Source organism: Haladaptatus sp. ZSTT2, from assembly GCF_037081775.1.
In the GTDB taxonomy this organism is placed as follows: Archaea; Halobacteriota; Halobacteria; order Halobacteriales; family Halococcaceae; genus QDMS2.
This window is the reverse complement of record NZ_JBAMHQ010000001.1, coordinates 965,706-989,694: the sequence shown is the minus strand read 5'-3', so window position 1 is coordinate 989,694 and position 23,989 is coordinate 965,706. Positions and strand designations below refer to the sequence as shown.

20 protein-coding genes are annotated in these 23,989 nt (G+C 61.5%); 12 read left to right on the top strand and 8 right to left on the bottom strand.

All coding sequences use genetic code 11. The features are described from left to right. The first annotated feature begins 156 nt into the window (after window positions 1-156). The gene (locus V5N13_RS05475; RefSeq protein ID WP_336359938.1) at window positions 157-1,266 is read left to right on the top strand and encodes a glutamate-cysteine ligase family protein; all 1,110 of its coding nucleotides are present in this window, start codon (window positions 157-159) and stop codon (window positions 1,264-1,266) included. Window positions 1,267-1,340: 74 nt separating this feature from the next. On the opposite strand, the gene V5N13_RS05470 is transcribed toward V5N13_RS05475, so the two are convergent. After that, window positions 1,341-2,192 carry an alpha/beta fold hydrolase gene (locus tag V5N13_RS05470; protein ID WP_336359937.1) on the bottom strand — a complete coding sequence of 284 codons (852 nt, stop codon included), beginning with the start codon at window positions 2,190-2,192 and terminating at the stop codon, window positions 1,341-1,343. 157 nt (window positions 2,193-2,349) lie between these two features. Between V5N13_RS05470 and V5N13_RS05465 the strand changes: the two genes are divergently transcribed. The 3 genes from V5N13_RS05465 to V5N13_RS05455 all read left to right on the top strand — a co-directional run bounded on the left by V5N13_RS05465 (window position 2,350) and on the right by V5N13_RS05455 (window position 6,677). Beyond that, window positions 2,350-4,722, top strand: coding sequence for an amino acid permease (locus V5N13_RS05465; protein WP_336359936.1), 2,373 nt, complete (start codon window positions 2,350-2,352; stop codon window positions 4,720-4,722). Window positions 4,723-5,065: 343 nt separating this feature from the next. Beyond that, the gene (locus tag V5N13_RS05460; RefSeq protein WP_332899843.1) at window positions 5,066-5,260 is read left to right on the top strand and encodes a cold-shock protein; all 195 of its coding nucleotides are present in this window, start codon (window positions 5,066-5,068) and stop codon (window positions 5,258-5,260) included. Window positions 5,261-5,588: 328 nt separating this feature from the next. Beyond that, window positions 5,589-6,677 carry a sulfite exporter TauE/SafE family protein gene (locus V5N13_RS05455; protein ID WP_336359935.1) on the top strand — a complete coding sequence of 363 codons (1,089 nt, stop codon included), beginning with the start codon at window positions 5,589-5,591 and terminating at the stop codon, window positions 6,675-6,677. 18 nt (window positions 6,678-6,695) lie between these two features. On the opposite strand, the gene V5N13_RS05450 is transcribed toward V5N13_RS05455, so the two are convergent. After that, window positions 6,696-8,258: a spermidine synthase gene (locus tag V5N13_RS05450; RefSeq protein ID WP_336359934.1), complete on the bottom strand. Its 1,563-nt coding sequence runs from the start codon at window positions 8,256-8,258 to the stop codon at window positions 6,696-6,698. A gap of 141 nt (window positions 8,259-8,399) precedes the next feature. On the opposite strand from V5N13_RS05450, the gene V5N13_RS05445 reads away from it, so the two are divergent. Then, the gene (locus V5N13_RS05445) at window positions 8,400-9,059 is read left to right on the top strand and encodes a helix-turn-helix domain-containing protein (protein WP_336359933.1); all 660 of its coding nucleotides are present in this window, start codon (window positions 8,400-8,402) and stop codon (window positions 9,057-9,059) included. A 1-nt stretch (window position 9,060) separates the two neighbouring features. On the opposite strand, the gene V5N13_RS05440 is transcribed toward V5N13_RS05445, so the two are convergent. Next, the gene (locus tag V5N13_RS05440; RefSeq protein ID WP_336359932.1) at window positions 9,061-10,200 is read right to left on the bottom strand and encodes an NAD(P)/FAD-dependent oxidoreductase; all 1,140 of its coding nucleotides are present in this window, start codon (window positions 10,198-10,200) and stop codon (window positions 9,061-9,063) included. A gap of 297 nt (window positions 10,201-10,497) precedes the next feature. Between V5N13_RS05440 and V5N13_RS05435 the strand changes: the two genes are divergently transcribed. The 4 genes from V5N13_RS05435 (at window position 10,498) to V5N13_RS05420 (ending at window position 15,705) form a co-directional block, all read left to right on the top strand. Continuing rightward, on the top strand, window positions 10,498-12,012 hold the full coding sequence (locus tag V5N13_RS05435) for a phosphoenolpyruvate carboxykinase (ATP) (protein ID WP_336359931.1): 1,515 nt from the start codon (window positions 10,498-10,500) through the stop codon (window positions 12,010-12,012). Window positions 12,013-12,173: 161 nt separating this feature from the next. Next, a complete protein-coding gene (locus tag V5N13_RS05430; RefSeq protein ID WP_336359930.1) occupies window positions 12,174-13,496 on the top strand; it encodes a ferritin-like domain-containing protein in 1,323 nt (440 codons plus the stop codon). Between the two features lie 133 nt (window positions 13,497-13,629). Further along, window positions 13,630-14,817: an alpha/beta hydrolase family protein gene (locus V5N13_RS05425; RefSeq protein WP_336359929.1), complete on the top strand. Its 1,188-nt coding sequence runs from the start codon at window positions 13,630-13,632 to the stop codon at window positions 14,815-14,817. A 42-nt stretch (window positions 14,818-14,859) separates the two neighbouring features. Then, window positions 14,860-15,705, top strand: a complete 846-nt coding sequence (locus V5N13_RS05420; RefSeq protein WP_336359928.1) for an ion transporter — start codon at window positions 14,860-14,862, stop codon at window positions 15,703-15,705. A gap of 1 nt (window position 15,706) precedes the next feature. Here V5N13_RS05420 and V5N13_RS05415 read toward each other — a convergent pair whose 3' ends face one another. The 4 genes from V5N13_RS05415 to V5N13_RS05400 all read right to left on the bottom strand — a co-directional run bounded on the left by V5N13_RS05415 (window position 15,707) and on the right by V5N13_RS05400 (window position 20,237). Then, window positions 15,707-16,771: a WD40/YVTN/BNR-like repeat-containing protein gene (locus V5N13_RS05415; protein WP_336359927.1), complete on the bottom strand. Its 1,065-nt coding sequence runs from the start codon at window positions 16,769-16,771 to the stop codon at window positions 15,707-15,709. 70 nt (window positions 16,772-16,841) lie between these two features. Beyond that, window positions 16,842-18,284, bottom strand: coding sequence for a hypothetical protein (locus V5N13_RS05410; protein WP_336359926.1), 1,443 nt, complete (start codon window positions 18,282-18,284; stop codon window positions 16,842-16,844). Window positions 18,285-18,377: 93 nt separating this feature from the next. Beyond that, complete coding sequence (locus tag V5N13_RS05405) at window positions 18,378-18,773, bottom strand: VOC family protein (RefSeq protein WP_336359925.1); 396 nt, start codon at window positions 18,771-18,773, stop codon at window positions 18,378-18,380. A 66-nt stretch (window positions 18,774-18,839) separates the two neighbouring features. Next, window positions 18,840-20,237: an FAD-binding oxidoreductase gene (locus V5N13_RS05400; RefSeq protein WP_336359924.1), complete on the bottom strand. Its 1,398-nt coding sequence runs from the start codon at window positions 20,235-20,237 to the stop codon at window positions 18,840-18,842. 233 nt (window positions 20,238-20,470) lie between these two features. On the opposite strand from V5N13_RS05400, the gene arcD reads away from it, so the two are divergent. After that, complete coding sequence (gene arcD / locus V5N13_RS05395) at window positions 20,471-21,937, top strand: arginine/ornithine antiporter ArcD (protein WP_336359923.1); 1,467 nt, start codon at window positions 20,471-20,473, stop codon at window positions 21,935-21,937. Here the strand turns inward: arcD and V5N13_RS05390 are convergent. Further along, window positions 21,934-22,779: an alpha/beta fold hydrolase gene (locus tag V5N13_RS05390; RefSeq protein WP_336359922.1), complete on the bottom strand. Its 846-nt coding sequence runs from the start codon at window positions 22,777-22,779 to the stop codon at window positions 21,934-21,936. The genes arcD and V5N13_RS05390 overlap by 4 nt on opposite strands. A 160-nt stretch (window positions 22,780-22,939) precedes the next feature. Between V5N13_RS05390 and V5N13_RS05385 the strand changes: the two genes are divergently transcribed. Both V5N13_RS05385 and V5N13_RS05380 read left to right on the top strand, forming a co-directional pair. Further along, the gene (locus V5N13_RS05385) at window positions 22,940-23,224 is read left to right on the top strand and encodes an antibiotic biosynthesis monooxygenase (protein ID WP_336359921.1); all 285 of its coding nucleotides are present in this window, start codon (window positions 22,940-22,942) and stop codon (window positions 23,222-23,224) included. 282 nt (window positions 23,225-23,506) lie between these two features. Continuing rightward, a complete protein-coding gene (locus tag V5N13_RS05380; RefSeq protein ID WP_336359920.1) occupies window positions 23,507-23,989 on the top strand; it encodes a methyltransferase family protein in 483 nt (160 codons plus the stop codon).

The following is a 23,989-nucleotide window of genomic DNA, read 5'->3' as shown; positions in this document are numbered from 1 at the left end:
ATTAATACCCTATATCCGGGGTTCCACACAGAAACTATTTATAAGCGACCACCGTCACTACATGCAACCGTGTCAATTGTTAGCATATGTTTGTGGGTGGGGTGTAGCGACGGTGGACCACGCGAGGAAGGCGGGTCAACCTGACCGGTCGTTATCGTGTCATCACACACCACACAACCGATTCGGCGGAGCATCGAGGTCGAATACTGGGTCGTAGACGAGCAGGGGGAACTGACCGAGCCGGGCGAACTGGTGTCGGCGTCTTCCAGGGTCGAACGGGAATTCGTCCGCCCGCTGCTGGAAATCAAGACGACGCCCTGCGAAACGACGGGGCAACTCCGCGAGGAACTGTTCGCACAGCTGCGAGTGGTACTCGACCGGGCCGAAGCGGCTGGCAAGAGACTTGTCCCACTGGCGACGCCGCTGGCTGGCGAAGAGGTCACTGAGATACCCAGCGAACGCACGCGCATCCAAAACGCGGTGGTCGGCGGGGACTTCGAATACGTCCGCCACTGTGCCGGGACGCACATACACGTAGAACAGCAACCCGGGCACGAGGTCGACCAGATGAACGCGTTCGTCGCGCTCGATCCAGCGCTGGCGCTGGTCAACTCCTCGCCATACTATCGGGGAGAACGGCTGGCGACGGGCGCGCGCTCGAAACTATACCGACGGAAGGCGTACGACAGCATGCCACATCAGGGACTGCTGTGGTCGTACATCGACGACAAGCGAGAGTGGACGCGCCGTCTGGAGCGTCGCTACGAGGAGTTCGTCGCCGCCACGCTGGACGCGGGTGTCGACCGGGCAACCGTTGAGGCGAATTTCGACCCAGAGAGCGCGGTCTGGACACCGGTTCAGTTCCGCAAGCAGTTTGGGACCGTCGAATGGCGTTCGCCGGACGCGGCACTGCCGGGCCATGTCGTCCAGCTGGCCGACCGGTTGGCTGACGTGACCGCCACCGTCCGCGACGGCGAGGTGCGTATCGAGGGCGAGACCGGCCGGTGGACCGAGGCGGAGGTTGTCCTCCCGTCCTTTGACACTGTCCTCGAATACGTCGACGCCGCCATCGAGGACGGCCTCGACTCTGAGGCGGTCCGTGGCTACCTCGAACGGATGGGATTCGATATCGCGGCGTACGACCCGCTCACCGAGCATGTCGACGACGGGCCGACGATCACCGCCGAGTCGGCCCGGAACCGACGACTGGAGTGTGCCGACCTGCTCGAACAAGAGGTCCGTCACCAGTCGGTCGATATCGACTGACAATGCGGGGAGTTGCTCCGCCACCATCTTGTCTGCATCCCTGCACAAGATTTTCCTCTGGGGTTGCCCTCTCGCTACAGCGAGACTTGCTCTAAAAACGACCGCAACACCGCATCGAACTCCCCAGATTTCTCCAGTGACGGCAGATGCGCCGTCCCTTCAATAACTTCAACCTGCACATCCGCCAAGCCCGCTTCCAACACCGACGCAATGTCTGCCATGACCGGCGCATCGAGTGCGCCCGAAATCAGTAATACGGGCACCGAAACGTCACCCAATCTGCCAATCGCTGGCGGCTCGCCCTCCGATTCGCTCGCGTCGTCGGTGGCCAGTTCGTAGCTCTGGAGCAGCATCTTCCGAACCAGTTCTCGACTCGCTTCATCTACCGCATCGAGCGAGCGCGATGGCCCGGCGAGCCACATCTCGCTCTCGATGGTCGCCGTCCGCTCGAAATCGCCTGCCTCGAAGGCCGCTTCGACTTCGTCCCAGCGGGCGCGGAGGTCCGGGTCGTGGACTTCGTACCCGCTTAGCCCCGGTGCGACGAGGGTGAGGCTCCTGACGCGATGGGGTTGGTCGAGGGTGAAATCGAGGGCGGCCGCCCCGCCCATCGACGCGCCGACGAGATGTGCAGATTCGACATCGAGCGCGTCGAGCACGGCGGCGAGGTCGCGGTAATGGGCGTAGGGTGCTGGCGGAAGTTTCGACCGGCCGAACCCTCGCAGGTCGTAGGCGATGGTGCGGTAGTCCGCAGCGAACGTGTCGAGTTGCTCGTTCCACAGGCGGCTGTCCGCGACGCCCGCATGCACGAAGACGAGTGGTGTACCACTTCCAGCGGTTCGGTAGAACAGGCGGGTGCCATCCACAGTCACGTAGCCCGTGTTGAGCGTGGCGTGGCCCTCGGGTGGCTCTGCGTGGGGCGGTGTCATCTTTTCGACTATGCGTGCCGGCGCAATAGCCGTTGTTGACCCGCTCGCTGCGAACAGCTTTCCGGTGAAAAACGTCACAGAATCTATCTATACTCTGGGTTCGTACTACTGGGTATTCTTCACGTTGGCTATCACCGGTAGCCAGACGACGAGTGCCATGAGTCAGGAATCTACGCCCGAGAGAGTGGTTGAGGAGGAGCTTGACCGTCAAATCGGGTTCATCGGGGCGTCTGCGATCGGCATCGGAACGATGATTGCGGCGGGTATTTTCGTTCTCTCCGGGCTGGCGGTAAGCAAGGTCGGAGCCGCCGCTATCGTCGCGTTCCTGCTTGCTGCGGTCGTCGCAGCCTTTACCGCCGCCGCGTACGGTGAGTTCTCCTCAATCTATCCGGAGAGTGGCGGCGGCTACATGTACGTCGCAGAGACGTTCGACACCGACCTCACGTACATCATGGGCTGGACGATGATTCTCGGCTATCCAGCCAGTGCGGCGTTCTATCTCGCCAGTTTCTCGGAGTGGTTTTTCCGCTTCATCTATCCAGTGCTCAACATCCCCCAAGCAATCCCGTTCTGGGTCGCCGGGGTCGTCATCCTCCTCTTGCTCGTCGGGCTTAACCTCAAAGGGACGGAGGAGTCGAACACCTTCCAAATCGTCGTGACCGCCCTCAAAATCGTGCTCATCGTGCTGTTTCTCTACGGCGGGCTGCAGGCAATCGATTCGAGCACCATCACGGCGTCGATGGCAGAAAACATCACCCACGTCAGGGACATCGGGCTGACCAGTGCGCTCGTGTTCATCACCTTCTTTGGCTTCTCGGCTATCGCGACGAACGCAGAGGAAATCCAGTCGCCCGCTCGGACGGTTCCCCGCGCGATTTATTTCAGCATGGGCTTTGTCACGCTCATCTACACGCTCGTCGTCCTCGTCATCGTGATTGCCGTAAACGATGTTGGGTTCCTGTCGTTCCTGTCTGACCAACTCACCTTGGGTGGCAACGAGGCCGCCCGCGACTTCGTGGGCCAAAACGGCGAGGTAGCGATGGGACTTGCCGCCCAGTACTACCTCGGGAGCGTTGGCTTCTACGTCATCATCGTCGGCGCGCTGTTCTCGATGCTGTCTGCGGCGAATGCGACGATTATGGCCGGCTCGCGCGTGAAACTGGCGATGGCCCGGCGCGACCACCTCCCGGCGCAGTTCGAGGAACTCCACCCGCGACTCAACACGCCGTATAAGACGGTGATGCTCACGGGCGGGTTCATCCTCATCTACGTCGTCATCTTCACCGTCATCTTCGGTGGCGTACCGGGGAGCGAAACCACGACCACACCGTTTGGCCTCCACCTCGGTCTGGAAACGCTCGCTGGGTTTGCGAACTTCCTGCTCCTTTCCGGGCTGACCATCGTGAATGTCGCCATCATCGCCTCTCGACGCAAGTTCCCGACCATCGAGCGACCCTTTAGAGTTCCTGCAGCGCCGTGGGTGCCGCTGCTCGCCATCGCCGCAAACCTCGTCTTGCTCGCAAACGTCGAACCGCGGAGCTTCGCCATTGGCCTCGTTGCAGAATTCATCGGCGTTGGCCTCTGGTTCGCCGTCATCGGCAGCGCACCGTCTATCGAGCGGATTGAGGCAGAAACGCCCACCGCAATCGCAGACTACACCGCAGCGAGACCGGAACGCGGCTACCAAGTGGTCGTCCCCATCGCCAACCCTGCGAACATCGAACAGCTGATGCGCACCGCGTGTACGCTCGCGGCTGAAAACGACGGCGAGGTGTTCGTGGTCAGCGCGGTCACCGTGCCCCATCAGACACCGCTTTCGAGCGGCCGTGGGTTGGCAGAACAGCGCCGGGCGGTGTTGGTGCGCGCAATCGAGTTCGCAGCCGAGTGGGGCGTCCCGGCGAGCGGAGTGGTTCGCGTCAGTCACGACGCCGCCCACGCGATTCTCAACACGATTCGCCAGAACGAGAGCGACGCCGTCATCGTCGGTTGGCGGGGCAGTTGGTCGAATCGGCGGAACGTGGTGTTCGGCTCGACCGTCGATGACGTCATCACGAACGCAGACTGTGACGTGTACGTCGAGAAAATCGGCCCGCGAGCGGACGGACAGGTCGATTCAATCTTACTCCCAACCGCGGGCGGGCCACACGCGTACCTCGCCGCAGAGACTGCGCGTGCCATCTCACACGCCACGGGCGCGGTCACGCGCGTCATCTACGTCATCGACCCGCGCGCCGATGCAGAAGAGCGCGAGCGGGCCACCGCCTTGCTAGAGGCCGCCGCGGCGACTTTCGAGGACACCCCGGTCGAAACGCTGCTTGTAGAGAATGCCGATGTCGTCGAAGGCATCGTTACCGAGGCGAAAAACCACGACCTCACCATCATCGGCGCGACGCGCGAGGGGTTCTTCCAACGCCTCCTGTTCGGCGCGGTGCCAGAAGCCATCGGACAACGCATCCCGACCACCGTCATCATGACCAAACGGAAATTGGACGTCTCCTCTCGTCTCGGTGACCTCCTTGGTCGTCGGTAACACGCGGGTATGTCGAGAAGTTAGGGTGTGGTGCACGAACGGACAGTAATCGCGGTGCAAATTGCTTCTGACCGACCGGCTTCAGTGGGCCGATTCCTGCCTGCCAAACTAGCACGAGAGTACCTGTGTTGCCTGTTGGCGCACCTCGCGCAGTTCGTGAACTGGGGATACCACAGAACCCGACGGACAATGTGATGAAACGGACACGATCTCGAAATTCTCTCGATATACTGGCTAAATTTCCGCAAAAACTACTTTCCACAGTATATTTGTCCAGCAAAACTCGAATTTTACGCACAAATACACAACCCTTATCCGTGTGGTCGGTCTCTGTTGAGTTGTAATGGCAAACGGTAAAGTTGATTTCTTCAACGACACGGGCGGCTACGGTTTCATCGCGACGGACGAGTCTGACGACGACGTTTTCTTCCACATGGAAGATGTCGGCGGTGAGGACCTTACGGAAGGTACCGAAATCGAATTCGATATCGAACAGGCCCCAAAGGGCCCACGCGCAACGAACATCGTTCGCGCGTAAATCGGATTTCTCAGTCGCCCTCGGGCGACAGCAAAACACTTCGTTTCTTTACGAACACTACACACCGCGAGCAACCGCGTTCGTCGCGAGTCGTATCTCCGCACCAGCCACTGGCGAGCAGCAAGCCGGTATCGCTCTCGTCAGTGTTGACCGGTAATCTCGCCCGGTTTCTCCCTCGATTCTGGCGCGGTATGGGTACGCATTTCACCCCGAACTTTACATGATAGTTCGTCCGAATTCCGGCTGTTCACCCCCCCAATAGGCGAATACTGCCACTTCTCAAAGGAAACTTCTTTTAGGGCTGAACCATTGGCTCCCGAGCACCGACATGAGCGAGGCTCCGGACGCAAGCACACTCAAGCGAACCTTCCTCAAGTACCAACACGTTCTGGTGTTCGCCGCACCAGTCCTGTTCATCCTCGGAGTGGTTTTCGCCGCCCCGACCCCCGCGGATGCGGGGACGAGCTACTGGCTCGAATACTGGTGGCTGTTCCCGTTTTTCATCCTCGGAGCGACGATTGTGAACACGGTCGGCATCAGCGGTTCGGCGCTGTTCGTGCCGTTTCTCATCTTCATCTTCCCGGTGTTCGCGTTCCCATTGGAACCGGAAACCATCGTGAAGATTGGCCTCATCAGTGAGTCCTTTGGCCTGTCGAGTTCCGCACTCGCGTTCATCCAGTACGGACTCGTAGACCGCAGACTCGCGCTCACGCTCGTTGGTGGCTCCGTGCCGTTCGTCATCGGCGGGGCACTCCTGTCGTTCGTGATTCCAGAGCCAATCTTCCAGTTCCTGCTCGGCGTCGCGCTCGTTGTCGCGGCGTATCTGCTGTTCAAAGCAGACTTGAGCCACGAAGAGCCGGATGACGCGCACGCAGACGTAGACGCCGAGGTCAGTGCAGACGGTGGCACGCACCTCCCCGACGACGACGACAAGCTCGGCCCGGCGGGTGTCACGGTCACCGACGACGGCACCGTAACCCGCGTCGACCGCGACGGCAACACCTTCCGCTATAAGCGCTCTGGGTATCTCGAACGCTTTGGCAACTACAGCATCGGTGGCGTGTTCCAGGGCCTCGCAGGCTTCGGGATTGGCGAACTCGGTATCATCTCGATGCTCCGCTCTGAGATTCCCGTGAAAGTCGCCATCGGCACGAACCACATCGTCGTCGCGCTGACGGCCGTCCTCGCCTCGCTCGTCCACGTCTTCGGTGGCGGACTGATCGGCGGGCACGCGATGGACCTCGCCTCAACGCCGTGGAACATGGTCGTCTGGACGGTTCCCGCAACCGTGACCGGCGGCCAAATCGCACCGTACGTCGCCTCGCGGCTCGACACGGACGTCATCAAAAAGGGTGTTGGCGTGCTGTTCGCCGCCATCTCGGTTGCGTTGTTCCTCATCTCCGTGGGCGGTCTGTAACCGCCGTCACGCCGTTTTTTAGCCTGTCGCCGTCGCGTTCGTTCGATTCGTCTCTTGAATCACGTAGCGCTGGTCGACCTGCGGGTCGAGCAGGCTGTCAATCGGCGCTTGGCCGTCTCTGAGCAGCGGCACATCGGCCGTGTTCTCCGTTGCGCGGTAGTTCCGTATCTCGCTTCTGAGGTCGATGCCGATGTCGCGTTCGGTGTTCCGCGCGAGCAACTCCTCACGGGTGATGAGCGTCCCGTTTTTAGTAGCGATAATTTCGATGTTCTGGATGACCGTAGCATCGACCGTTGGGAAGCTGTACACCCGCGGGAACACGGCGTCGATGGTTTTGTACTCAGACCGGTAGAACTGTGAGGCAGAGCCCTGTGGCGCTGAGATGATGTTGGCAAACAGGATGCCGTCGTCGCTCAGGCGGCTTTCTGCCAGTTGCATGAACTCTTCTGTGGTCAACTGAAACGGCACTTTGTCCTTCTGGTAGGCGTCTAAGACGATGAGGTCGTACGTCTGGTTCGTTTGTCTGAGATACTGGCGGCCGTCCATGTTGTGGATGCGGAGTCGGTCGGATTCTTCGACCGCGAAGTACTCTTTTGCGACCGAGATGACCTCCGGGTCGATTTCGACGACGTCGACGGTCACGTTGTAGTCAGCGACGAAGCGTTTGGGGCCGGTGAAGCCACCGCCGCCGATGAACAGGACGTTGTCGATGTCGTCGTTCATCAACAGGGGAAGGTGGAAGTAGCGCGTGTAGCCGAAGACGTGGCGATTGGGGTCAGAGAGGTCCATCGCGCTGTGGCGCTGGCCGTCGAGATAGAGCGTCCGCGTGTCGCCTAAGTCAATGACCTGTAACTCTTGATACGGCGTCTGTGTCTGGTAGACGATTTGGCCTTCGATGCTTAACCCAGCAAGGCCACTTCCGGCGGCTGCGACGAGCAGGAGCGCGACCGCCGCGCTGCCCACCGCTTGGTCGGTCGTCATCCCCGGACGGGCGATGAGGACGGCCGTTCCGACGGCGATCAGGCCGAGGACGAGGCCGATTTGGGTAATCGAAAGCGACGGGATGAGGAGGAACGTCGTGCCGAACGCACCGAGGATGCTGCCGACCGTCCCAATCGCGTACACCCGCCCCGAGGCGGCCCCAGTGCTCTGTTTATCGGAGAGTTCTGCCGCGTACGGACTGATGAACCCGAGCAGGTAGGTCGGGGGTGCAAACAGCAGGATGATGGCCGGAAGCGACGCGAATCGACTCGGGAGCGGGAACGCCGTAGACGCCCGCAACAGCGTGTCTCCAACGAAAATCACCACCGCGACGTAGAGGGCGGTTCCGAGCAACAGTCGCACCAACCGATTGTGTGAGGCACGCGAGGCCGCAGAAGCGCCGCCGCGCAGATAGCCGAGGCTGAGCGCCGCGAGGAACACGCCGATGATGCTCCCCCACGTAAAAATACTGCTCCCGAACTGTGGCGCAATCATGCGGCCTGCGAGAATCTCTAATCCCATACTGGTCATGCCGGAGGCGAACACCGCCAATTCGGGCTTGGCTGGTGGGGGCGGCAACCGGGTTCGAAGCGGGGCCATTCCTGTGTCCTACGCGCAGCGTGGCATTAAAGGATACAGCTACTAGACACGTCCTGAATCATCGTGTTCCGGACTCTGCAACTGTCACCCGAAGCGAGGTGTGGCAAGTACGTATAACTCGGCTGCAAGATACGGTGACCTATGGTCGTCATTGTGCGGGGTTCGATTCCCGCAACTGATCTCGCGCTCGCCCATGTGCTGCGGTCTGACCTCCCTATCGAAGTCAATGTCGAGCGAATCGTCCAGAGCGGCAAAGAAAGCGTCATGCCGCTCGTCTGGTTTCACGGCGTCGACAAAGACCGATTAGAGACGCTGTTGGCAGAAGACGACAGCGTCGATTCGGTTACACTGCTCGCTGATTTGGGTGACGAATTTCTCTATCGTATGGAGTGGGTCGATAAAATCCAGTTCTTGCTCAGTATGCTCACCGACTCTAAGGCAACCGTGATGAACGCCTACGGACGGGGCGACCAGTGGAACCTCCGGGTGATGTATCCGGACCGAGAGCTGTTCTCACAGAACGTCGATTTCTCAAAAGCGGCAGACCTCTCGTTCGAGGTTCACTCGATTCGAGAGCTCGATGAGGAGCCGGTTGGCCGATACGGACTCACCCAGAACCAGTACGACACGCTCATTCGCGCGGTCGAGACGGGCTATTTCGAAATCCCTCGCGAGACCTCGCTCGAAGACCTCGCAGACGAGTTCGACGTCTCCCATCAAGCGCTCTCAGAGCGCCTTCGCCGCGGGATGAAATCACTCCTCGAAGATACGCTGGTCATCGGCCACATCGAAGACGAGTGAGTCAGTCCCAGTGGCTTCGGTACTCGAAGTCAGGAGACCGGTCTTCGAACCGACCGAGTTCAAAGGGTTCCATCGGGAACGGGGCGTCTTCGCCGGTCACGAGACACCGAATCGCTCGGCCCGTCACGGGCGAGAGCATGACGCCGCGGCCGTGGAGGCCCGTCACGAAAGCGAGTCCATCGGGGACTTCTTCGGGGGCGTCGATGATCGGCAGACCGTCGGGCGAGGCGCAGTCGGCGGTCGGACAGCAGTCCTCGCGGCGGATGTCGCCGTCTTCGACACCCGCGAGCAGAGGTGCAACACGATCGGTCACCACCTCTCGAAACGCCTCTTGGACACCCATTGGCGTGCCTTCGGGGTCTGAGAGGAGGTGTTCGTTCCCGCCGATGAGCACGTCGCCGCGGTCGGTCGTGCGCCAGTAGACGCGCATCGTCGGCTCTGAGCCCATCGGGGCGTCTGCCGGAAGCGGCGTGTCGGGTTCGACCACGATGGCGTTCCAGCGAAGCGGCTTGACGGGGAGTTCGACGTAGTCCGCGAGTAGGTCGCGGGTCTTCCAGCCCGTCGCGTAGACGACGTGGTCTGCGTCGATGGGGCCGTACTCGGTTTCGACGCCCACGACTGCGTCGTCTTCGACGCGCAGGCCGGTGACCTCGTGGTCGCGGAACACGGCTGCGCCCGCTTGCTCTGCGGCCCACTTGAGCGTCATCGTGTAATCGAGGGCGTCTAAGTAGCCCGTGCCGTCGTAGTGGAGCGCCCCGCCGTAAGCCGACAGGTCGGCGAAGGCGTCGGGGTAGCGCGCGCGAAGTTCGTCTTTTGTGAGGTACGCGCCACCCTCGGGTGCCTGGTCGGTGTACTTTGCTGCGTCTTCTTCGGGGACGAGGCGGACGGTGTCGCGGTCGGTAAACGAGAAAATGCCGTGTCCATCGAGGTCTCGAAACTGTGAGAGCGCGAACGTCGCCCACTCGTCAGGGAACGGCTCGAGCGAGAGTGAAATCATCCCCGACGCGCGCGAGGAAGTATCGGCTGCGACGCCGCCTTTATCGAACACCAACACGTCGTGGTCGGGAGCCAACTCGCGGGCGATGGCCAGCCCGGAGACGCCGGCTCCGACGACGACCACACGGGAGTCACGTCGTGACATGTGTGGACACAAGACGAGATGCAATAAAACGCTACGGGAAGGCGATTTCGATCCGAGTGTGTGGTGGTGACACACGCGACCGATTCTATCGGAATTCTCGAAAAATGCTCGATTTTCGCTCACAAACGTTCAGAAATTACCGAACAATCGTGTTCGATTTCCCGCGAGTCGGGCCGATTCAGTCCGCACCTTCCAATCTCTGTAAATCGTTGTATTTGGGTGTTACACACTCTCTCGCTAACGATATCGGCCGTGAACCTTGTATAGTTATAGCGTTCAACTCCTGTTGATTGAATAATGACGGACCTGGCTACATCAGCCCAGTCGCTCAAAACAGCACTTCCGAATCCAAAAGAGGCAGACAACGTCCTCTACAACCCATCGCTCGACGAACTCCGCGAGCTTGCGCGCGGAGACGAAATCACAACCGAGTTCGGGTCGCCGTCCTACGTGAGCGAGGAGCGCTCGCGGAACGCAGACAAGACGAAAAACGCCGTTGACGCGGAGTTCGACGACGAGGATTACGCTTACCTCGATGCGGCCGTCGACTACGCAGAAACGGAAGCGATGATTTGTGTAGACCGCCTGATGGGCCGACACACAGACCACTCCTACCGATGCCGTCTGTACGTGCAAAAGGAGTTCGCCCGCATCGCGCTCGCGTGGGCGAAACTGTTCGAACCCGTCGCGGACGACGCAGACCCCGACTTCGTCACCATCCAGCTTCCAGAGTGGGACGAAATCGCCGTTCGCATCCTTCCAGACGAGGGTGTCACCGCAGTTCTCGGCAGCGACTACACCGGCGAGGCGAAAAAGTCGTTCCTCCGCCTGCACATGTACTACGCGAAGAAAGCAGGCGGCCTCGGCCTCCACGCGGGCAGCAAGCGCGTCACGCTTAAAGACGACGACGGCGACCTGAACGACGTTGGCCAACTGTTCCTCGGGCTTTCTGCGACGGGCAAGTCCACACTCACCGCCCACGGCCTCTGGCTCGACGGCGACGAGGAAGCCTCGATGCTCCAAGACGACGTGTGTGCGCTCCTCCCCGACGGCACCGTCGCGGGCAGTGAAGGCAACGGCCTGTTCGTCAAAACCATCGGCTTAGACGCGGACGAACAGCCAGCGATGTACGACGCCGTCACCCACGAATCGGCCATCCTCGAAAACGTCGATGTCGACACGGACGGCACGGTTGACTTCGACTCCGACCTCCACACCAGCAACGGGCGGGCCATCATCGTCCGCGACCAACTCGCCTCCGCAGACGCAGACATCGACCTGCCCGAGGTAGACCAGGTGTTCTTCATCACGCGCAACCCCGTGATGCCGCCAGTCGCCAAACTCACGCCCGAAGAGGCCGCCGTCGCGTTCATGCTCGGTGAGTCTATCGAGACCAGCGCGGGCGACCCATCGAAGGCAGGTGAGTCCATCCGCGTCGTCGGCACTAATCCGTTCATCATCGGCTCGAAAGGAGAGGAGGGCAACCGCTTTCGCGAACTCGTCTCCGACCTCGGCGTCGAGTGCTACGTCCTCAACACGGGCCACATCGGCGCGAACGCACAGGACATCGGCGTGACCGAGTCCGTCACCATCCTCCGCGAAATCGCTCGCGGCACCGTTTCCTGGGAGCGCGACGAGCAAACCGGCCTCACCATCCCGACGAACGTGCCGGGCATCGACATTACCGAGTTCTACGTCCCAGACCACGTCGAGGACTTCGAGCAGAAAAACGTTGACCTGCGCGGCGAGCGTCTCGCCCACCTGACGCAGTTCGACGACCTCGACGCCGCGATTCTCGACGCCGTCTACTAAATTTTCTCCTCTATCTCTCCCATTCTCCCACCAATGAGCGACAGCATTCGCTGTCGATTACGGCCAGTTTCGAACGAATTTGGGTGAGAGTGGTGTCCCAGTGGTGTCACAGTTCGGCAAACCCTCATGTGTCGATTCGCGCTCCGTTCTGATTCAGCACTATGAGAGACTCCGACCCAACCCCAACTGACCGTCGCGCCCTCAGTTCGCGCCGCACTGTCCTCGGCACCATTGCCAGCATCGGCGGCGTCGCCCTCGCTGGCTGTATGGGCGGCAGCTCCGGTGGCGAGGGAACGACCACGACGACCGAAGACGGTGGCATGACGACGACTGACGGAACCATGACCACGACCGAAGACGGCTCGATGGACGCCAACCCGGACGTTGCTATCCTGAACTACGCGCTCACACTCGAACACTTGGAGAACGCGTTCTACCGTGATGGTCTCGATACGTTCGCGGATGACGAACTCACGCAGGCCGACGCGCTGAGCAACTTCAGCGAGACTCTCCGGATGCAGGTTCCAGACTACCTGAAAGCAACGGGCGAACATGAGGCAGCTCACGTCTCAGCCATCGCAGACACCATCGAGAAACTCGGTGGCACACCGGTCGAAGAAGCCGAGTACAACTTCGGCTACGAGACGCCTTCTGAGTTCCTCGCCGTTGGCAAGGCACTCGAAAACACGGGTGTTGCGGCCTACGCGGGTGCTGCGCCGTCTATCGTCAACAACGACGTGCTCACCGCCGCCCTCGGCATCCACAGCGTCGAAGCGCGCCACGCGAGCTTCCTCAATCTCGTCAACTCCGAAGACCCGTTCCCGAAGGCTGTAGACGAGGCGAAGTCGATGGAGGAAGTCATCGAAATCGCTGGCGGGTTCATAACTGAGAACCCGAACGACAGCAGTGCGCTTGCGCGCGGTGACTCGATGGAGACGCCGATGCGAAAGGAAGATGACGGCACGAGCGACGTGGACCTCCTGAACTACGCGCTCACGCTCGAACACTTAGAGGCCGTCTTCTACCGCGAAGGCCTTGAGACGTTCAGCGCGGACGAACTCCGTAACGCGAGCGTCCTTTCGGACTACGACGACGAACTCCGCATGACGGTTCCAGACCGCCTCACCGCCATCGGCGAACACGAGTCTGCCCACGTGACGGCTATTGCCGACACCATCGAAAAACTCGGCGGGACGCCGGTCGAAGAAGCGAACTACGACTTCGGCTACGAGACGCCTTCTGAGTTCCTCGCCGTTGGCAAGGCACTCGAAAACACGGGTGTTGCGGCCTACGCGGGCGCAGCAACCTCCGTCTCGAACGACGACGTGTTCGCGGCCGCCGCGGGCATCCACAGCGTCGAGGCACGCCACGCGAGTTTCCTGAACGAACTCAACGTGGCGAACCCGTTCCCGGAGGCCGTCGACCAGCCAAAAGGCATGGAGGAGGTGGTTGAAATAGCCGGCCAATTCATCGTAGAGGAGTAATCCTCCCCGACCCGGTCGCACTGGCGACCACCTGTGTGCCATTCCGGCGACGTGGCCCCCACCACGCCACGTCGCCACCTTTTTCTCGAAACCGGTCACGAATCATTTTGCTTCAGTGACGTGTAGGTACGGTATGCGCGTCCACTTTGCCGACGAGACGTTCGACTATCAGACGCTCAGAGCCACTGCGTACGCGCCCTACGAGGGGAGTTCACTTGGCGAGTGCCTCTCCACCGCAGAACGCATCGATGCGGGTGAGTTCGAGTCGTGGCACACCGAGTGGCGACGCACCGCAGATCGGGTCGCGAGCGAGGCAGAACGCGCCCGTGACGAGGGACGCGACGAGACCGCCCGCGGCGCGTTCTTCCGAGCGCACACCTACTACCGGACGGCCGAGTTCTTCTTAGCGGGTGACGACGCGCGACGCCTGCCCACCTACGACCGAAGCCGTGAAACGTTCCGCGCCGCACTCGACTTCCTCGACACGCCCGTCGAAACGGTCGAACTTCCCTTCGAGGACACGGCGATTTCGGGGTATCTGTTCGCGCCCGACGACAGCGAGGAGCCTCGCCCGACGCTCGTCTGTCTCGGCGGCTTCGACTCGATAGCCGAAGAACTCTACTTCCTGTGTGGCGTGCCCGCGGCGCTCGAACGCGGCTACGCCTGCTTCATCTTCGACGGCCCCGGACAGGGCGATCTGCTCAGATACGAGTCGATGCGGGCGCGAACGGAGTGGGAAACGGTCGTCGGGCCGGTACTCGACTTTCTTGAGACGGAACCCGTCGTCGATGCGTCGAATATCGCCCTGCTCGGCGTCAGCATGGGCGGGTTTTACGCCCCGCGGGCTGCCGCGTTCGACGACCGAGTGGCGGCGTGCATCGCGTTCGACCACTGCTACGACCTCTGGGCGGCGTCTGCCTACGGACAAGAAGCCGTTGCGAGCCTGTTCACGTACCTGCCGGGTGCGCTCGTAAACGGCGTCGCGGCGCTTGCTGCCCGCGTCGATGCCGGGTCGCGCTGGCAACGGCAGAACGCAGAATGGGTGTTCGGCACGGACATGGCTGGCCTCCTCTCTACGCTCAAAGCCTACTCACTCAGAGACGTCGCTCATCGAATCACCTGTCCGACGCTCGCGCTCGCTGGGGAGGACGACCACCTGATCCCCCTCCCGCTCGTCTATGAGTTCGTGGACGCGATAGCCGGGCCGACCACCCTGCGCGTGTTCGAGGAACACGAGGGCGCAGCAGACCACTGTCAGTTGGGGAATCTCCCGCTCGCCCACGGCGTCATCTACGACTGGCTTGACGAGACGCTCACCTGAACGGGAACATGCTATTTAGCCCTCGCAGGGCTACAGACAGGTATGGCTGGTCACGCCTCGGCTGTCGATGAGCTCACGTCCCGCGAGCGGGTTCGCTTCTATCTGGTTGACCACCAGACGCTCGTCGGGAAGACCATCGACGTCGCGCTCCTCTCACTGATTCTCGTCTTCATCGCGTTGTTTATCCTTGAAACCTACGCGTTCGCAGAGCCGTACATGCCCATCTTGTTCCAGCTTGAAGTGGCGATTAGCTTCGTCTTCCTCGGTGAGTACCTGCTTCGCATCTACAGCGCCCGAAATCGACTCGCAGAGGTGCTCAACCCCTACACGATGATTGACTTGCTCGCCATTGCCCCCACGCTGCTCATCTTCTTGTTTCCGACCGTCGACCTCGTCGTGTTCAACGTCGGCTTCCTGCGAGTGCTCCGGGTGGTGCGGGCGCTTCGCTTCTACCGGTTTACCGCAGACGAGGAGTTCTTCTTCGGCACGGTGTCGCTCTCTTCGTTGCGGGCGATGAAACTCGCACTCACCGTCCTGACCATTTTCTTCGTCTCAGCCGGGTTGTTCTACAGCTTCGAACACCAGTTGAACCCGACGGTCAACAACTTCGGCGACGCCTTCTACTTCGTCGTCGTCACGCTCACGACGGTCGGATTCGGGGACATCACGCCAATCACCGACGCCGGGCGCTGGGTGACGGTCTCTGCCATCATCGTCGGCATCATCATCATCCCGTGGCAGGCGAGTCGCATCATCAAAGAGTGGACGTACAAAGAGCGCGTCAACGTCGTCTGTGAGAACTGTGGGCTTGCTTACCACGACCGGGACGCCTCCCACTGCAAGGCGTGTGGGCACGTCATTTACCAGCAGTACGACTCGCGGGAGTGAGTCAGCGCGCGAGCACGAGCGACCGGTGAATCGACCCGAGCGAGAACGGGAGTCGCTCCCACGCGTCGCCGGAGGTGGCCGAGTACCAGACCGACCCGTCGCTCATCCCCGCGACGACGAGGCCGGGTTCGCCCGGGAGCGTACAGAGCGCATACGGCATCGCAAACGACGGCTGTGGCAAGCCTCCGGCGAGTCGTTCCCACGGCCCATTTTCCTGCCAGCGGTAGATGTAGGCGCGGGCGTTTTCTTCGCCGTGAGCCGCGAACGGGCCGGTCGAAGCCGACAGATACCACGTCGTTGGGTCTTCGGGGTCTGCTGTGACCGCCCAGCCGTACGACCGGTCGAGGCCGTTCGTCGGTGCAATCCACGTCTCTCCGCCGTCAGTGCTCGTCGCTCCTGCCCGCCCCCGTAACCCGGCACCGCCTTCGTACACGCGGGTGCCGTCGGTGGCGTGGAACGCGAGGCTGTGACAGTCGCGAATCGCACCTGGCCGGTGCCCAGTCCACGTCTCGCCACCGTCGGTGCTTCTGACGACCGCGCCGAACTCAATCCCTGCGAGGACGAGGGTCGGGTCGGTTGGCGACAGGGCAATCGCTTGGACGTACGCCGTCACGAACGGCGGTTCGGCCGGTGAAAACCAGAGCCGACGGCCGGGAATCTTCGAAAAGCCCGGTGGCTTCGTCCACGTCAGTCCTCCATCTCTCGATACGTAGATGGCCGCGGGTTTCGCCCCGGCGTAGATGACCGCCGAGTCGTGTGGACTCACCGCGAGCGATTTCACGACCACGCCGTCGAGGCCAAGAAACTCCCACGTCTCGCCACCGTCTACCGATTGATACACCCCGTCTCCCTGCGTTCCGGCGTACAGTATCGCCGGAGTGGTCGGGTCTACTGCGAGACAGCGCACGTCTTTGGTGACAAGCTCGTGTGAGACCCCCCACTCGCGGTCTTCGAAACTGGCCCGTGCGATACCCCCGTCCGTCGTTGCGAGGAACGTGGTTGCAGTCAGTGCGTCTGGAATCGTCGTGTCGCCAACTCGTGGCGGACTCGGTGTGTTACTCGCCATTTCCCCAGCCCACCTAGAGAGACGTTGCCACGGGCAAAATAGCTAGTCTGTGTTGCTCACATACTGTGACTTACGTGGCCGCGTTCGAGCGGCCTATCGCATCGACGCGATAGTGCAACACCACAGCCCCGAGGATGCACACCAAACCGAGGCCGACGAGGACGAGCGACTGGCTCGTGAACACGCCGGTCACTCGCCCAACGAGCGCGACCACGAGGTCTGCGAGCGCCGGGATTGGAACGTCGCTGCCCGCAAGCGCCGCGCCGAGCTGTGCGATGGCGACTGACCCGAGGGCGAACGAAACGCCCCCAGCGAGCACGAACGCCCCGCCGATAGTGGAGAGAAATGTCACGCCAGAGCGGCCGACGAACCAGAGACTTCCCACCAGCACGAGGATGAGGCCCGCAAGGACGACCACACCGCGGTCGAGGGCGGTGACGACCGTGCGGGCGTTCTCGAACGCCTGTTTCGACTCTGCGGGCATCTCATCGGTGAGGACGAGTTCCGTCCCGCCGAGTTCCGCGACGAGTTGGTCGTTCATCTCTGTGGCAATCGTTTGTGCGAGGACTGACTTCGACTCCGTGAGGTCCGTCTTAAATTCGTTGTAGGTCACGGTCTCGTCGGTGAGTCCGGTGACGACGACCAGCGTGAGGTCTGCTGAGGCAGTGACGAGCGCCGGGTCAATCTCCCCTGGTGGCACTGTCTCCTCAACCGCGGCGACGGCTTGCGTCTGCACCGCGGAGAGTGCCTCGTCGGTCAGCGCTGCGACACGCTCGTCGTCTGCCTCGACGCGCTCGCGCAGGGCGGCTTCGATGGCCGGTCGCCGGGCGTCGACCGCTCGCGCTTTCTCCGCTGCGGTGTAGTCATCCGGGTCGTACTCTGCGATGACGAGCGCGAGCAGGGAATCGTCCGAAGCCGACGAGAAAGCCTGTGCAACTGCACGTTGGACGACCTGTTCACGCACGGTTTCGCGCACCTCCGCGCGTGCGGCGAGGAAGCCCGCCTCGCTCGTCTCTGCGTCTCTGAGGAGGGCGGTGTCGAATGGGAGGTCTGTGGCCGTCACGTCGAGGTCACCCACGAGGTCTGCGGTCGGCGTCTCTACGATGCTCGTTTCGAGATTCTCTGCAAACGACGCCTGCGCTGGCGCGAGGTCTATCGCGAGGCGCGGTTCTGTCGCATCACCGTGGAGGTACGCATACGTATCATCAATATTGGCATTCGTCTGCGCCGCAAGATACGCCGGGTCGAGCAACGCCTCGCTGTAGGCTTCCGCCGTGAGCGAGGCGACAACGCCCATCTCGCTGTCGTTCAACTCGCCCGCGGCGGGGCCGCCCAGCGTTTCGATGGCGGCGGCAGAAAGCACGTCGTAGCCGCCTTCCTCAGCGAGGCTCTGTTTGACGAAGCCGGGGTCGAGTACCGTCCGGTGGGTCGCAACGAGCGCGTTTTCAGCGCCGACTGTCCCAGTCAGCAGCAGTCCTACCACCAACAGACTCAGGAGTTTTCTGGTACTCACCGGCAGTTCACCACACTAGAGAGGGTGGAAACAACGATAAAATCACTGTTTACAATACTGTCTTTCCTTCTGACTAAATCTGGGTGCCTCGGCTCAGCGCTCTTCGACGAGATTGTAGGGGTTGCCGTAGCAGTCCTCGACCATCGCAGAGACGCCCCACGGCACTTCTTCGGGCGCGTTTGTCACCGTCACGCCGTTTCCTTCGAGCGTTGCAACTGTCTCGCGGCAGTCATCAGTGGCGAGGACGGTGACGGTTCCCTGTCCGATTCGCTCGCGGAGTTTCGCGGCTTCGTCTCCGAAAAAGTCCTCGGTTGGCGCTTTGAGGGCGAGCTCTGTCCTTCCGCCTTCGGGCGCAACCGTCACCCAGCGCATGCCGGGGGCGAACTCCTCGTTCGCGCGTTTCTCGAAGCCGAATTTCTCGGTGTAGAACTCGAGTGCTTCGTCTACGTCTGCGACCAGAACGGTCGCGTGGGTTACGTCGGTGAGCATGACACGCGGTGGAACTCAGTGCAGGCAGATAAGCGTAAACCGTGGCGTGAAAATGGTTGTTGAGACTCAGGCCATTGGCTTCACGTTCTGGTTCACCCGGAACAGGTTGTGCGGGTCGTATGCCTTCTTGAGTTCCGCGAGACGGTCGTAGTTGTCACCGTACGCGAGCGCTTCTTCGCCTTCGCTCTCGCTGATGAAGTTGACGTACGCCCCACCTTGGGCGTTGGGTTCTTGGGCGTCGTAGAACTCTCTGGCCCACGCCTTGCAGGTCTCATCGAGTGCCGGGTCATCCCAGCGCGTGTGGACGTTTATTACGTAACTCGCATCGCGGTGTGGATACGCCGTCGCATCGTGAGAAACTCGTCCCATCTCTCCGCCGAGTTGGATGAGGAAGATCTCGGACATCGGCGACGGGAGTCTTGACGAGAAGTCGAGTGCGATGTCGATGACCTCGTCGCTCAGGTCTTCGAAGTTGTGCGTCTTCCAGTAGTTGCGAAGCCCGGCTTCGAGCAGCGGGTCGAACGCCTGTTGGAAGGCTTCGTATGGCGCTGGGCCGACGCCGTCGCCGAGGAGGGTGCCCAGTTCACGGAGCGGCTTGATGAGTTCCTCACCCTCAGCTATGTCGCCTACGTAGAACGGAACGACGATGATTGCGTCCTTGCCCACGTCCGCTTCGTCGATGAATGGAAGCGGCGGAACTTGTCTCAACACGATCCACGCCGAGAGTTCGTCGGGTGCGGTTTTGTTGAACTCACGAACTTGTTGTATCACCGACTTCCCATCTGCCGCGTCGTAGACGAGCGGGCCACAGAGCACTTCCGGACCGACTTCGTGGAGGTCGTACTCGAAGGACGTCACGACGCCGAAGTTGCCGCTGCCGCCGCGAATCCCCCAGAACAGGTCTGGGTGTTCGGTCTCGCTTACGTGGAGCAGCGTCCCGGCGGAGGTGACGAGGTCGACCGACCGCAGGTTGTCGATGGTCATGCCGTACGCCCGAGTGAGCCAGCCAAACCCACCACCGAGGGTGAGGCCCGCCACCCCCGTCGTCGAGTTGATGCCGAGCGGCGTCGCAAGCCCGAACGCCTGTGCCTCGTGGTCGAAATCACCGAGCGTCGCACCGGGTTCGACGCGCGCCGTCTTCGCCTCGGGGTCTATCCGCACCGCGTTCATCCCCGAGAGGTCGATGACCAACCCGTCGTCACACAACGCGTTCCCGGCGATGTTGTGCCCGGCCCCCTTCACCGCCACCAGAATGTCCTGCTCGCGGGCGAAGTTGACCGCCGCGATGACATCTGCCACGCCAGCACAGCGGGCGATGAGCCCGGGGTGCTTGTCGATAGCCGCATTCCAAATCGTCCGCGCCTCGTCGTATGTCGGGTCGCCCGGTCGAATCAACTCTCCTCGGAACTCCATCGCGAGCGTCTCGATTGCACTTTCGTCGATACGTACTTCTCGAACTGCCATTGCCCATAATACTTCGCTGAATACGGAGAAATAGAATGTTGCTTATTCGTCATACAATCTGAAATCTCTGTTAGTATTCAATTCTGGCCGAGTATTCTGGGGAATAAAATATGACTCTTCTTTGTTATATGGGTGGTTCGTGGCGGCCGTTCTCGTGAGAGATGCCACCACAACTCATGCTCTGTGTGTATATTTCAAAGGTATTTTATGCGCCATCTGCATACGGCCTGCTAATGAGTTCACCATCGTTCACCCCGCTCGGGTACGACGACATCGACCCCGAGTTGCGACCGTCGCTCGGTATCGCGCTGCTTCCCGTGCTCGCCGTGCTCGTGTTCCTCGGCATCGGCTCTGCGGTGCTTCAACTCTCACCGCACGTGCCGTTGCTCTGGAGCATCATCTTCGTCGGCGCGCTGGCACACTTCTACCTCGGCTTTAGCTGGGACGCGCTCGCTGAGGGGTTGACCCGCGGCCTGCTGATGGGCAAACAGGCGCTGTTCATCATCTTCGTCATCTACGCCGTGATTGCGACGTGGGTCAGCGCCGGCACCATCCCCGCGCTCATGTACTTCGGCCTCGACCTGCTCACGCCGGTCATCTTCCTGCCCGTGACCGCGTTGCTCGCGGGCATCGTCGCCTTCTCTATCGGCTCGTCGTGGACCACCGTGGGCACCCTCGGCGTCGCCTTCGTCGGCATCGGCTCCGGGCTTGGCGTCCCCGCCCCGATGACCGTCGGAGCGATTCTCTCGGGAGCCTACGCCGGTGACAAACAGTCGCCGCTCTCTGACACCACGAACCTCGCCGCCGGGGTCACGAACACGAACCTGTTCGACCACATCCGGGCGATGCGAAACAGCACGATTCTGGCGTTCGGCCTCGCACTCGTGGGCTACGCCATTTTGGGCCTGCGCTCGCACGGCTCCATCCCCACCGGCCAAATCGCCGAGATTCAGGGCGCGCTCGCGGGCACCTACTCGCTCAGCCCCGTCGTGTTCCTCCCGCTGCTCGTCACCTTCGGCCTCGCGCTCAAACGCTATCCCGCAATTCCGACGCTCGTCGCGGGCGTGCTCACTGGCGTGTTCACCACCATCGTCGTCCAAGGCGCATCCTTCACCGGGGCGTGGACGATATTCATGAACGGCACGAGCCCGGAAACCGGCTCAGAACTCGTAAACGGCCTGCTCGCAACCGGCGGGCTGACCGGCTCTGCGTGGACGATTACCGTCGTCGTCGCCGCGCTCTCGCTCGGTGGCCTGCTCGAACGCACGGGCGTTCTCGCCGTGCTCGCCTACCACCTCTCGAAAGGCGTCACGAGCGTCGGCGGCCTCGTCGCCGGAACGGGCGCAGCCGCCATCCTGACGAACCTGCTCACTTCCCAGCAGTATATGAGTATCGTCGTCCCCGGCCTGACCCTCCGTGATGTGTACGCGGAGTACGACCTCGAGAGCGAAGACCTCTCTCGCGCCATCGAAGCCGCCGGAACGCCAACCGGCGCGCTCATCCCGTGGCACGCAGGCGCGCTGTTCATGGCCCAAGCGACGGGCGTGCCCACGCTCGCCGGGAGCTTCGGCCTCGCAGGCTACGCGCCGTACTACTTCTTCGGCTTCCTCTCGCCGCTCATTCTATTCGCCATCGCGGCGACGGGATGGGGTCTCTCCGAGCGGACGGCGAAAACAGGCACCGCTCAGCCCGCTGACTAACCCCTGAAAAACTCGCGAATCGGCCGAATCTGCTCGGGCGTGTTCAGCGACGGGGCGTGCCCCGAGTCGATTTCGAGCGTCTCTGCATCCGGCTGGCGCTCTTTCATCTCCTCGAACGTTTCTGCAGCGAGAATGTCCGAGGTTTTCCCCCGGAGGATGAACAAGTCTGCCTCAATCGCCTCCCACATCGCCCACGGGTCTGCTGGCGGTTCTGCGGTCAAGAGTGGTTCGACCACGCGCGGGTCGTAGGCGGGGGTGAACGCTCCCGTTTCAAGCCGTCGCATCGATTCGCGCGTAAAGCGTCGCCACTCTGCGTCCGTCATCTCGCTGTAAGTCGCGTACGTCTCTCGGTAGTAGGCTTCGAGTTCGGAGAACCGAGAGAACGACGGTGGATTTGTGAGGTACTCGATGATGCGGTCTAACCCTTCGTCTGCGGCGTCGTCTTCGCTGGGAGCTGGCCCGACGTCGTTCACGACGAGGTGGGTGATGCGGTCTGCGAGTGGGCCTGCGGCGAGACCGATTCCGAGCATCCCGCCCATCGACGTGCCGACCCAGCGCATCGTATCGATGTCAAGGGCGTCACAGAACGCGACGAGGAGCGCCCCCATCGCTTCAGGGCCGTAGGTCGCGTCGTCGGTTGGCCACTCGCTCAGGCCGCGGCCGGGCATGTCAGGACACACCACCCAGTAGTCGTCTGCTAAGCGCCGGGCGAGCGGGTCGAAGTCGCGCCCGACACGCGAGAGGCCATGGACGCACACGACGGGCGGGTCGTCTGTATTCCCCCACGACGAATAGTGTATCTCTGTGTCTGCGACCGTGACGAACTCGTCAGTCCGGGGCATGGGTGGGTGTTCGTCACACGGGCTAAAAGGCGTAGGGGGCAGTCGCTGTGCGTGGTTCGCGGCGGCGTGGCGTGTGAACTGTCTTGCCGTGGTGAGTGTCCGACTTTCCGTAAACGCGGCTTTTCTCTCGTCTCGTCGTAGTATTTATTGGTGATACCACATGGCACACATGCTCGTCCATCACCGAGTGAAGGACTATCCAACGTGGAAAAAGACGTTCGACGAACACGCAGCGACTCGAAAGAAAAACGGGGAACGAAGCCACGAACTGTTCTGCAGTGACGACGACCCGAACGACGTGACCATCCTCATGGAGTTCGACACCGAAGCCCACGCGCGCGGCTTTGCAGAGTCGGACGACCTGCGACAGGTCATGGAGCGGGCGGGTGTTGTTGGGAAGCCGGAAATCTCCTACCTCACCCACGTAGAGCGCTTCGCATCGTAGTGACTACGCCACACTCGAATTTTTCCACCGTCCAGATCCACTCGCTCGGAGCCAATACAGGCCGCCACGGCACTCGATTCTCCTCGTCGCCAATCGCAAGTTCCTCCCCGACGCGATTCAGACCCCAGTGTATTTAGTTCCGGTTTGCAAACCAGTGAGTGATATTAATGCGAATGGTGTGTTGGCGACTCGATAGTGTTTGCACCAATCCGACACGTCACCGCCACCCGTCTCTCACAGCAGTATAAATAAGGATTTCAACGAGTACACCCAATGACACGTATGCACCCTCTGGCCCGGTCTGCACTCTTTACGCTCATCGGGCCGGGGACGGTCACCGTCCTCGTGCCATACATCCTTCTCACGGGCTTTCCGTTGATGTTCGTCCTGTCACTTGGCCCGCTTCGCTATCTCGGCATCACCCTCTTTCTCATCGGCATCGGCATTTACACGACGACGGTTGCGTTGTTCGCGGCCGCTGGGGGCACGCCGGCCCCCTCTGACGAACCGCAGTCGCTGGTCTCCGCGGGTCTCTACGGCGTCGTCCGCAATCCTATGTACGTGGGCGTTCTCTCGATCGTGTTCGGTGAGGCGCTGTTTTTCCAGTCGGGGCTGTTGGTGGTGTATGGCGCGCTCATCTGGCTGTTGTTTCACGCCTTCATCGTCTCCTACGAGGAGCCTCACCTCCGCGAAAAGTTTGGTGAGGAGTACGACCGCTACAGCACCGAGACGCCGCGCTGGTTTCCGCGGCTTCGCCGGGCGTAG

Bases quoted from the DNA above. Each gene is read 5' to 3' on its own strand.
- arcD (WP_336359923.1), top strand. From the start codon at position 20,471: ATGAGTTCACCATCGTTCACCCCGCTCGGGTACGACGACATCGACCCC.
- V5N13_RS05380 (WP_336359920.1), top strand. From the start codon at position 23,507: ATGCACCCTCTGGCCCGGTCTGCACTCTTTACGCTCATCGGGCCGGGG.
- V5N13_RS05385 (WP_336359921.1), top strand. From the start codon at position 22,940: ATGGCACACATGCTCGTCCATCACCGAGTGAAGGACTATCCAACGTGG.
- V5N13_RS05450 (WP_336359934.1), bottom strand. From the start codon at position 8,258: ATGGCCCCGCTTCGAACCCGGTTGCCGCCCCCACCAGCCAAGCCCGAA.
- V5N13_RS05470 (WP_336359937.1), bottom strand. From the start codon at position 2,192: ATGACACCGCCCCACGCAGAGCCACCCGAGGGCCACGCCACGCTCAAC.
- V5N13_RS05400 (WP_336359924.1), bottom strand. From the start codon at position 20,237: ATGGCAGTTCGAGAAGTACGTATCGACGAAAGTGCAATCGAGACGCTC.
- V5N13_RS05445 (WP_336359933.1), top strand. From the start codon at position 8,400: ATGGTCGTCATTGTGCGGGGTTCGATTCCCGCAACTGATCTCGCGCTC.
- V5N13_RS05390 (WP_336359922.1), bottom strand. From the start codon at position 22,779: ATGCCCCGGACTGACGAGTTCGTCACGGTCGCAGACACAGAGATACAC.
- V5N13_RS05425 (WP_336359929.1), top strand. From the start codon at position 13,630: ATGCGCGTCCACTTTGCCGACGAGACGTTCGACTATCAGACGCTCAGA.
- V5N13_RS05430 (WP_336359930.1), top strand. From the start codon at position 12,174: ATGAGAGACTCCGACCCAACCCCAACTGACCGTCGCGCCCTCAGTTCG.
- V5N13_RS05440 (WP_336359932.1), bottom strand. From the start codon at position 10,200: ATGTCACGACGTGACTCCCGTGTGGTCGTCGTCGGAGCCGGCGTCTCC.
- V5N13_RS05465 (WP_336359936.1), top strand. From the start codon at position 2,350: ATGAGTCAGGAATCTACGCCCGAGAGAGTGGTTGAGGAGGAGCTTGAC.
- V5N13_RS05435 (WP_336359931.1), top strand. From the start codon at position 10,498: ATGACGGACCTGGCTACATCAGCCCAGTCGCTCAAAACAGCACTTCCG.
- V5N13_RS05420 (WP_336359928.1), top strand. From the start codon at position 14,860: ATGGCTGGTCACGCCTCGGCTGTCGATGAGCTCACGTCCCGCGAGCGG.
- V5N13_RS05405 (WP_336359925.1), bottom strand. From the start codon at position 18,773: ATGCTCACCGACGTAACCCACGCGACCGTTCTGGTCGCAGACGTAGAC.
- V5N13_RS05415 (WP_336359927.1), bottom strand. From the start codon at position 16,771: ATGGCGAGTAACACACCGAGTCCGCCACGAGTTGGCGACACGACGATT.
- V5N13_RS05460 (WP_332899843.1), top strand. From the start codon at position 5,066: ATGGCAAACGGTAAAGTTGATTTCTTCAACGACACGGGCGGCTACGGT.
- V5N13_RS05455 (WP_336359935.1), top strand. From the start codon at position 5,589: ATGAGCGAGGCTCCGGACGCAAGCACACTCAAGCGAACCTTCCTCAAG.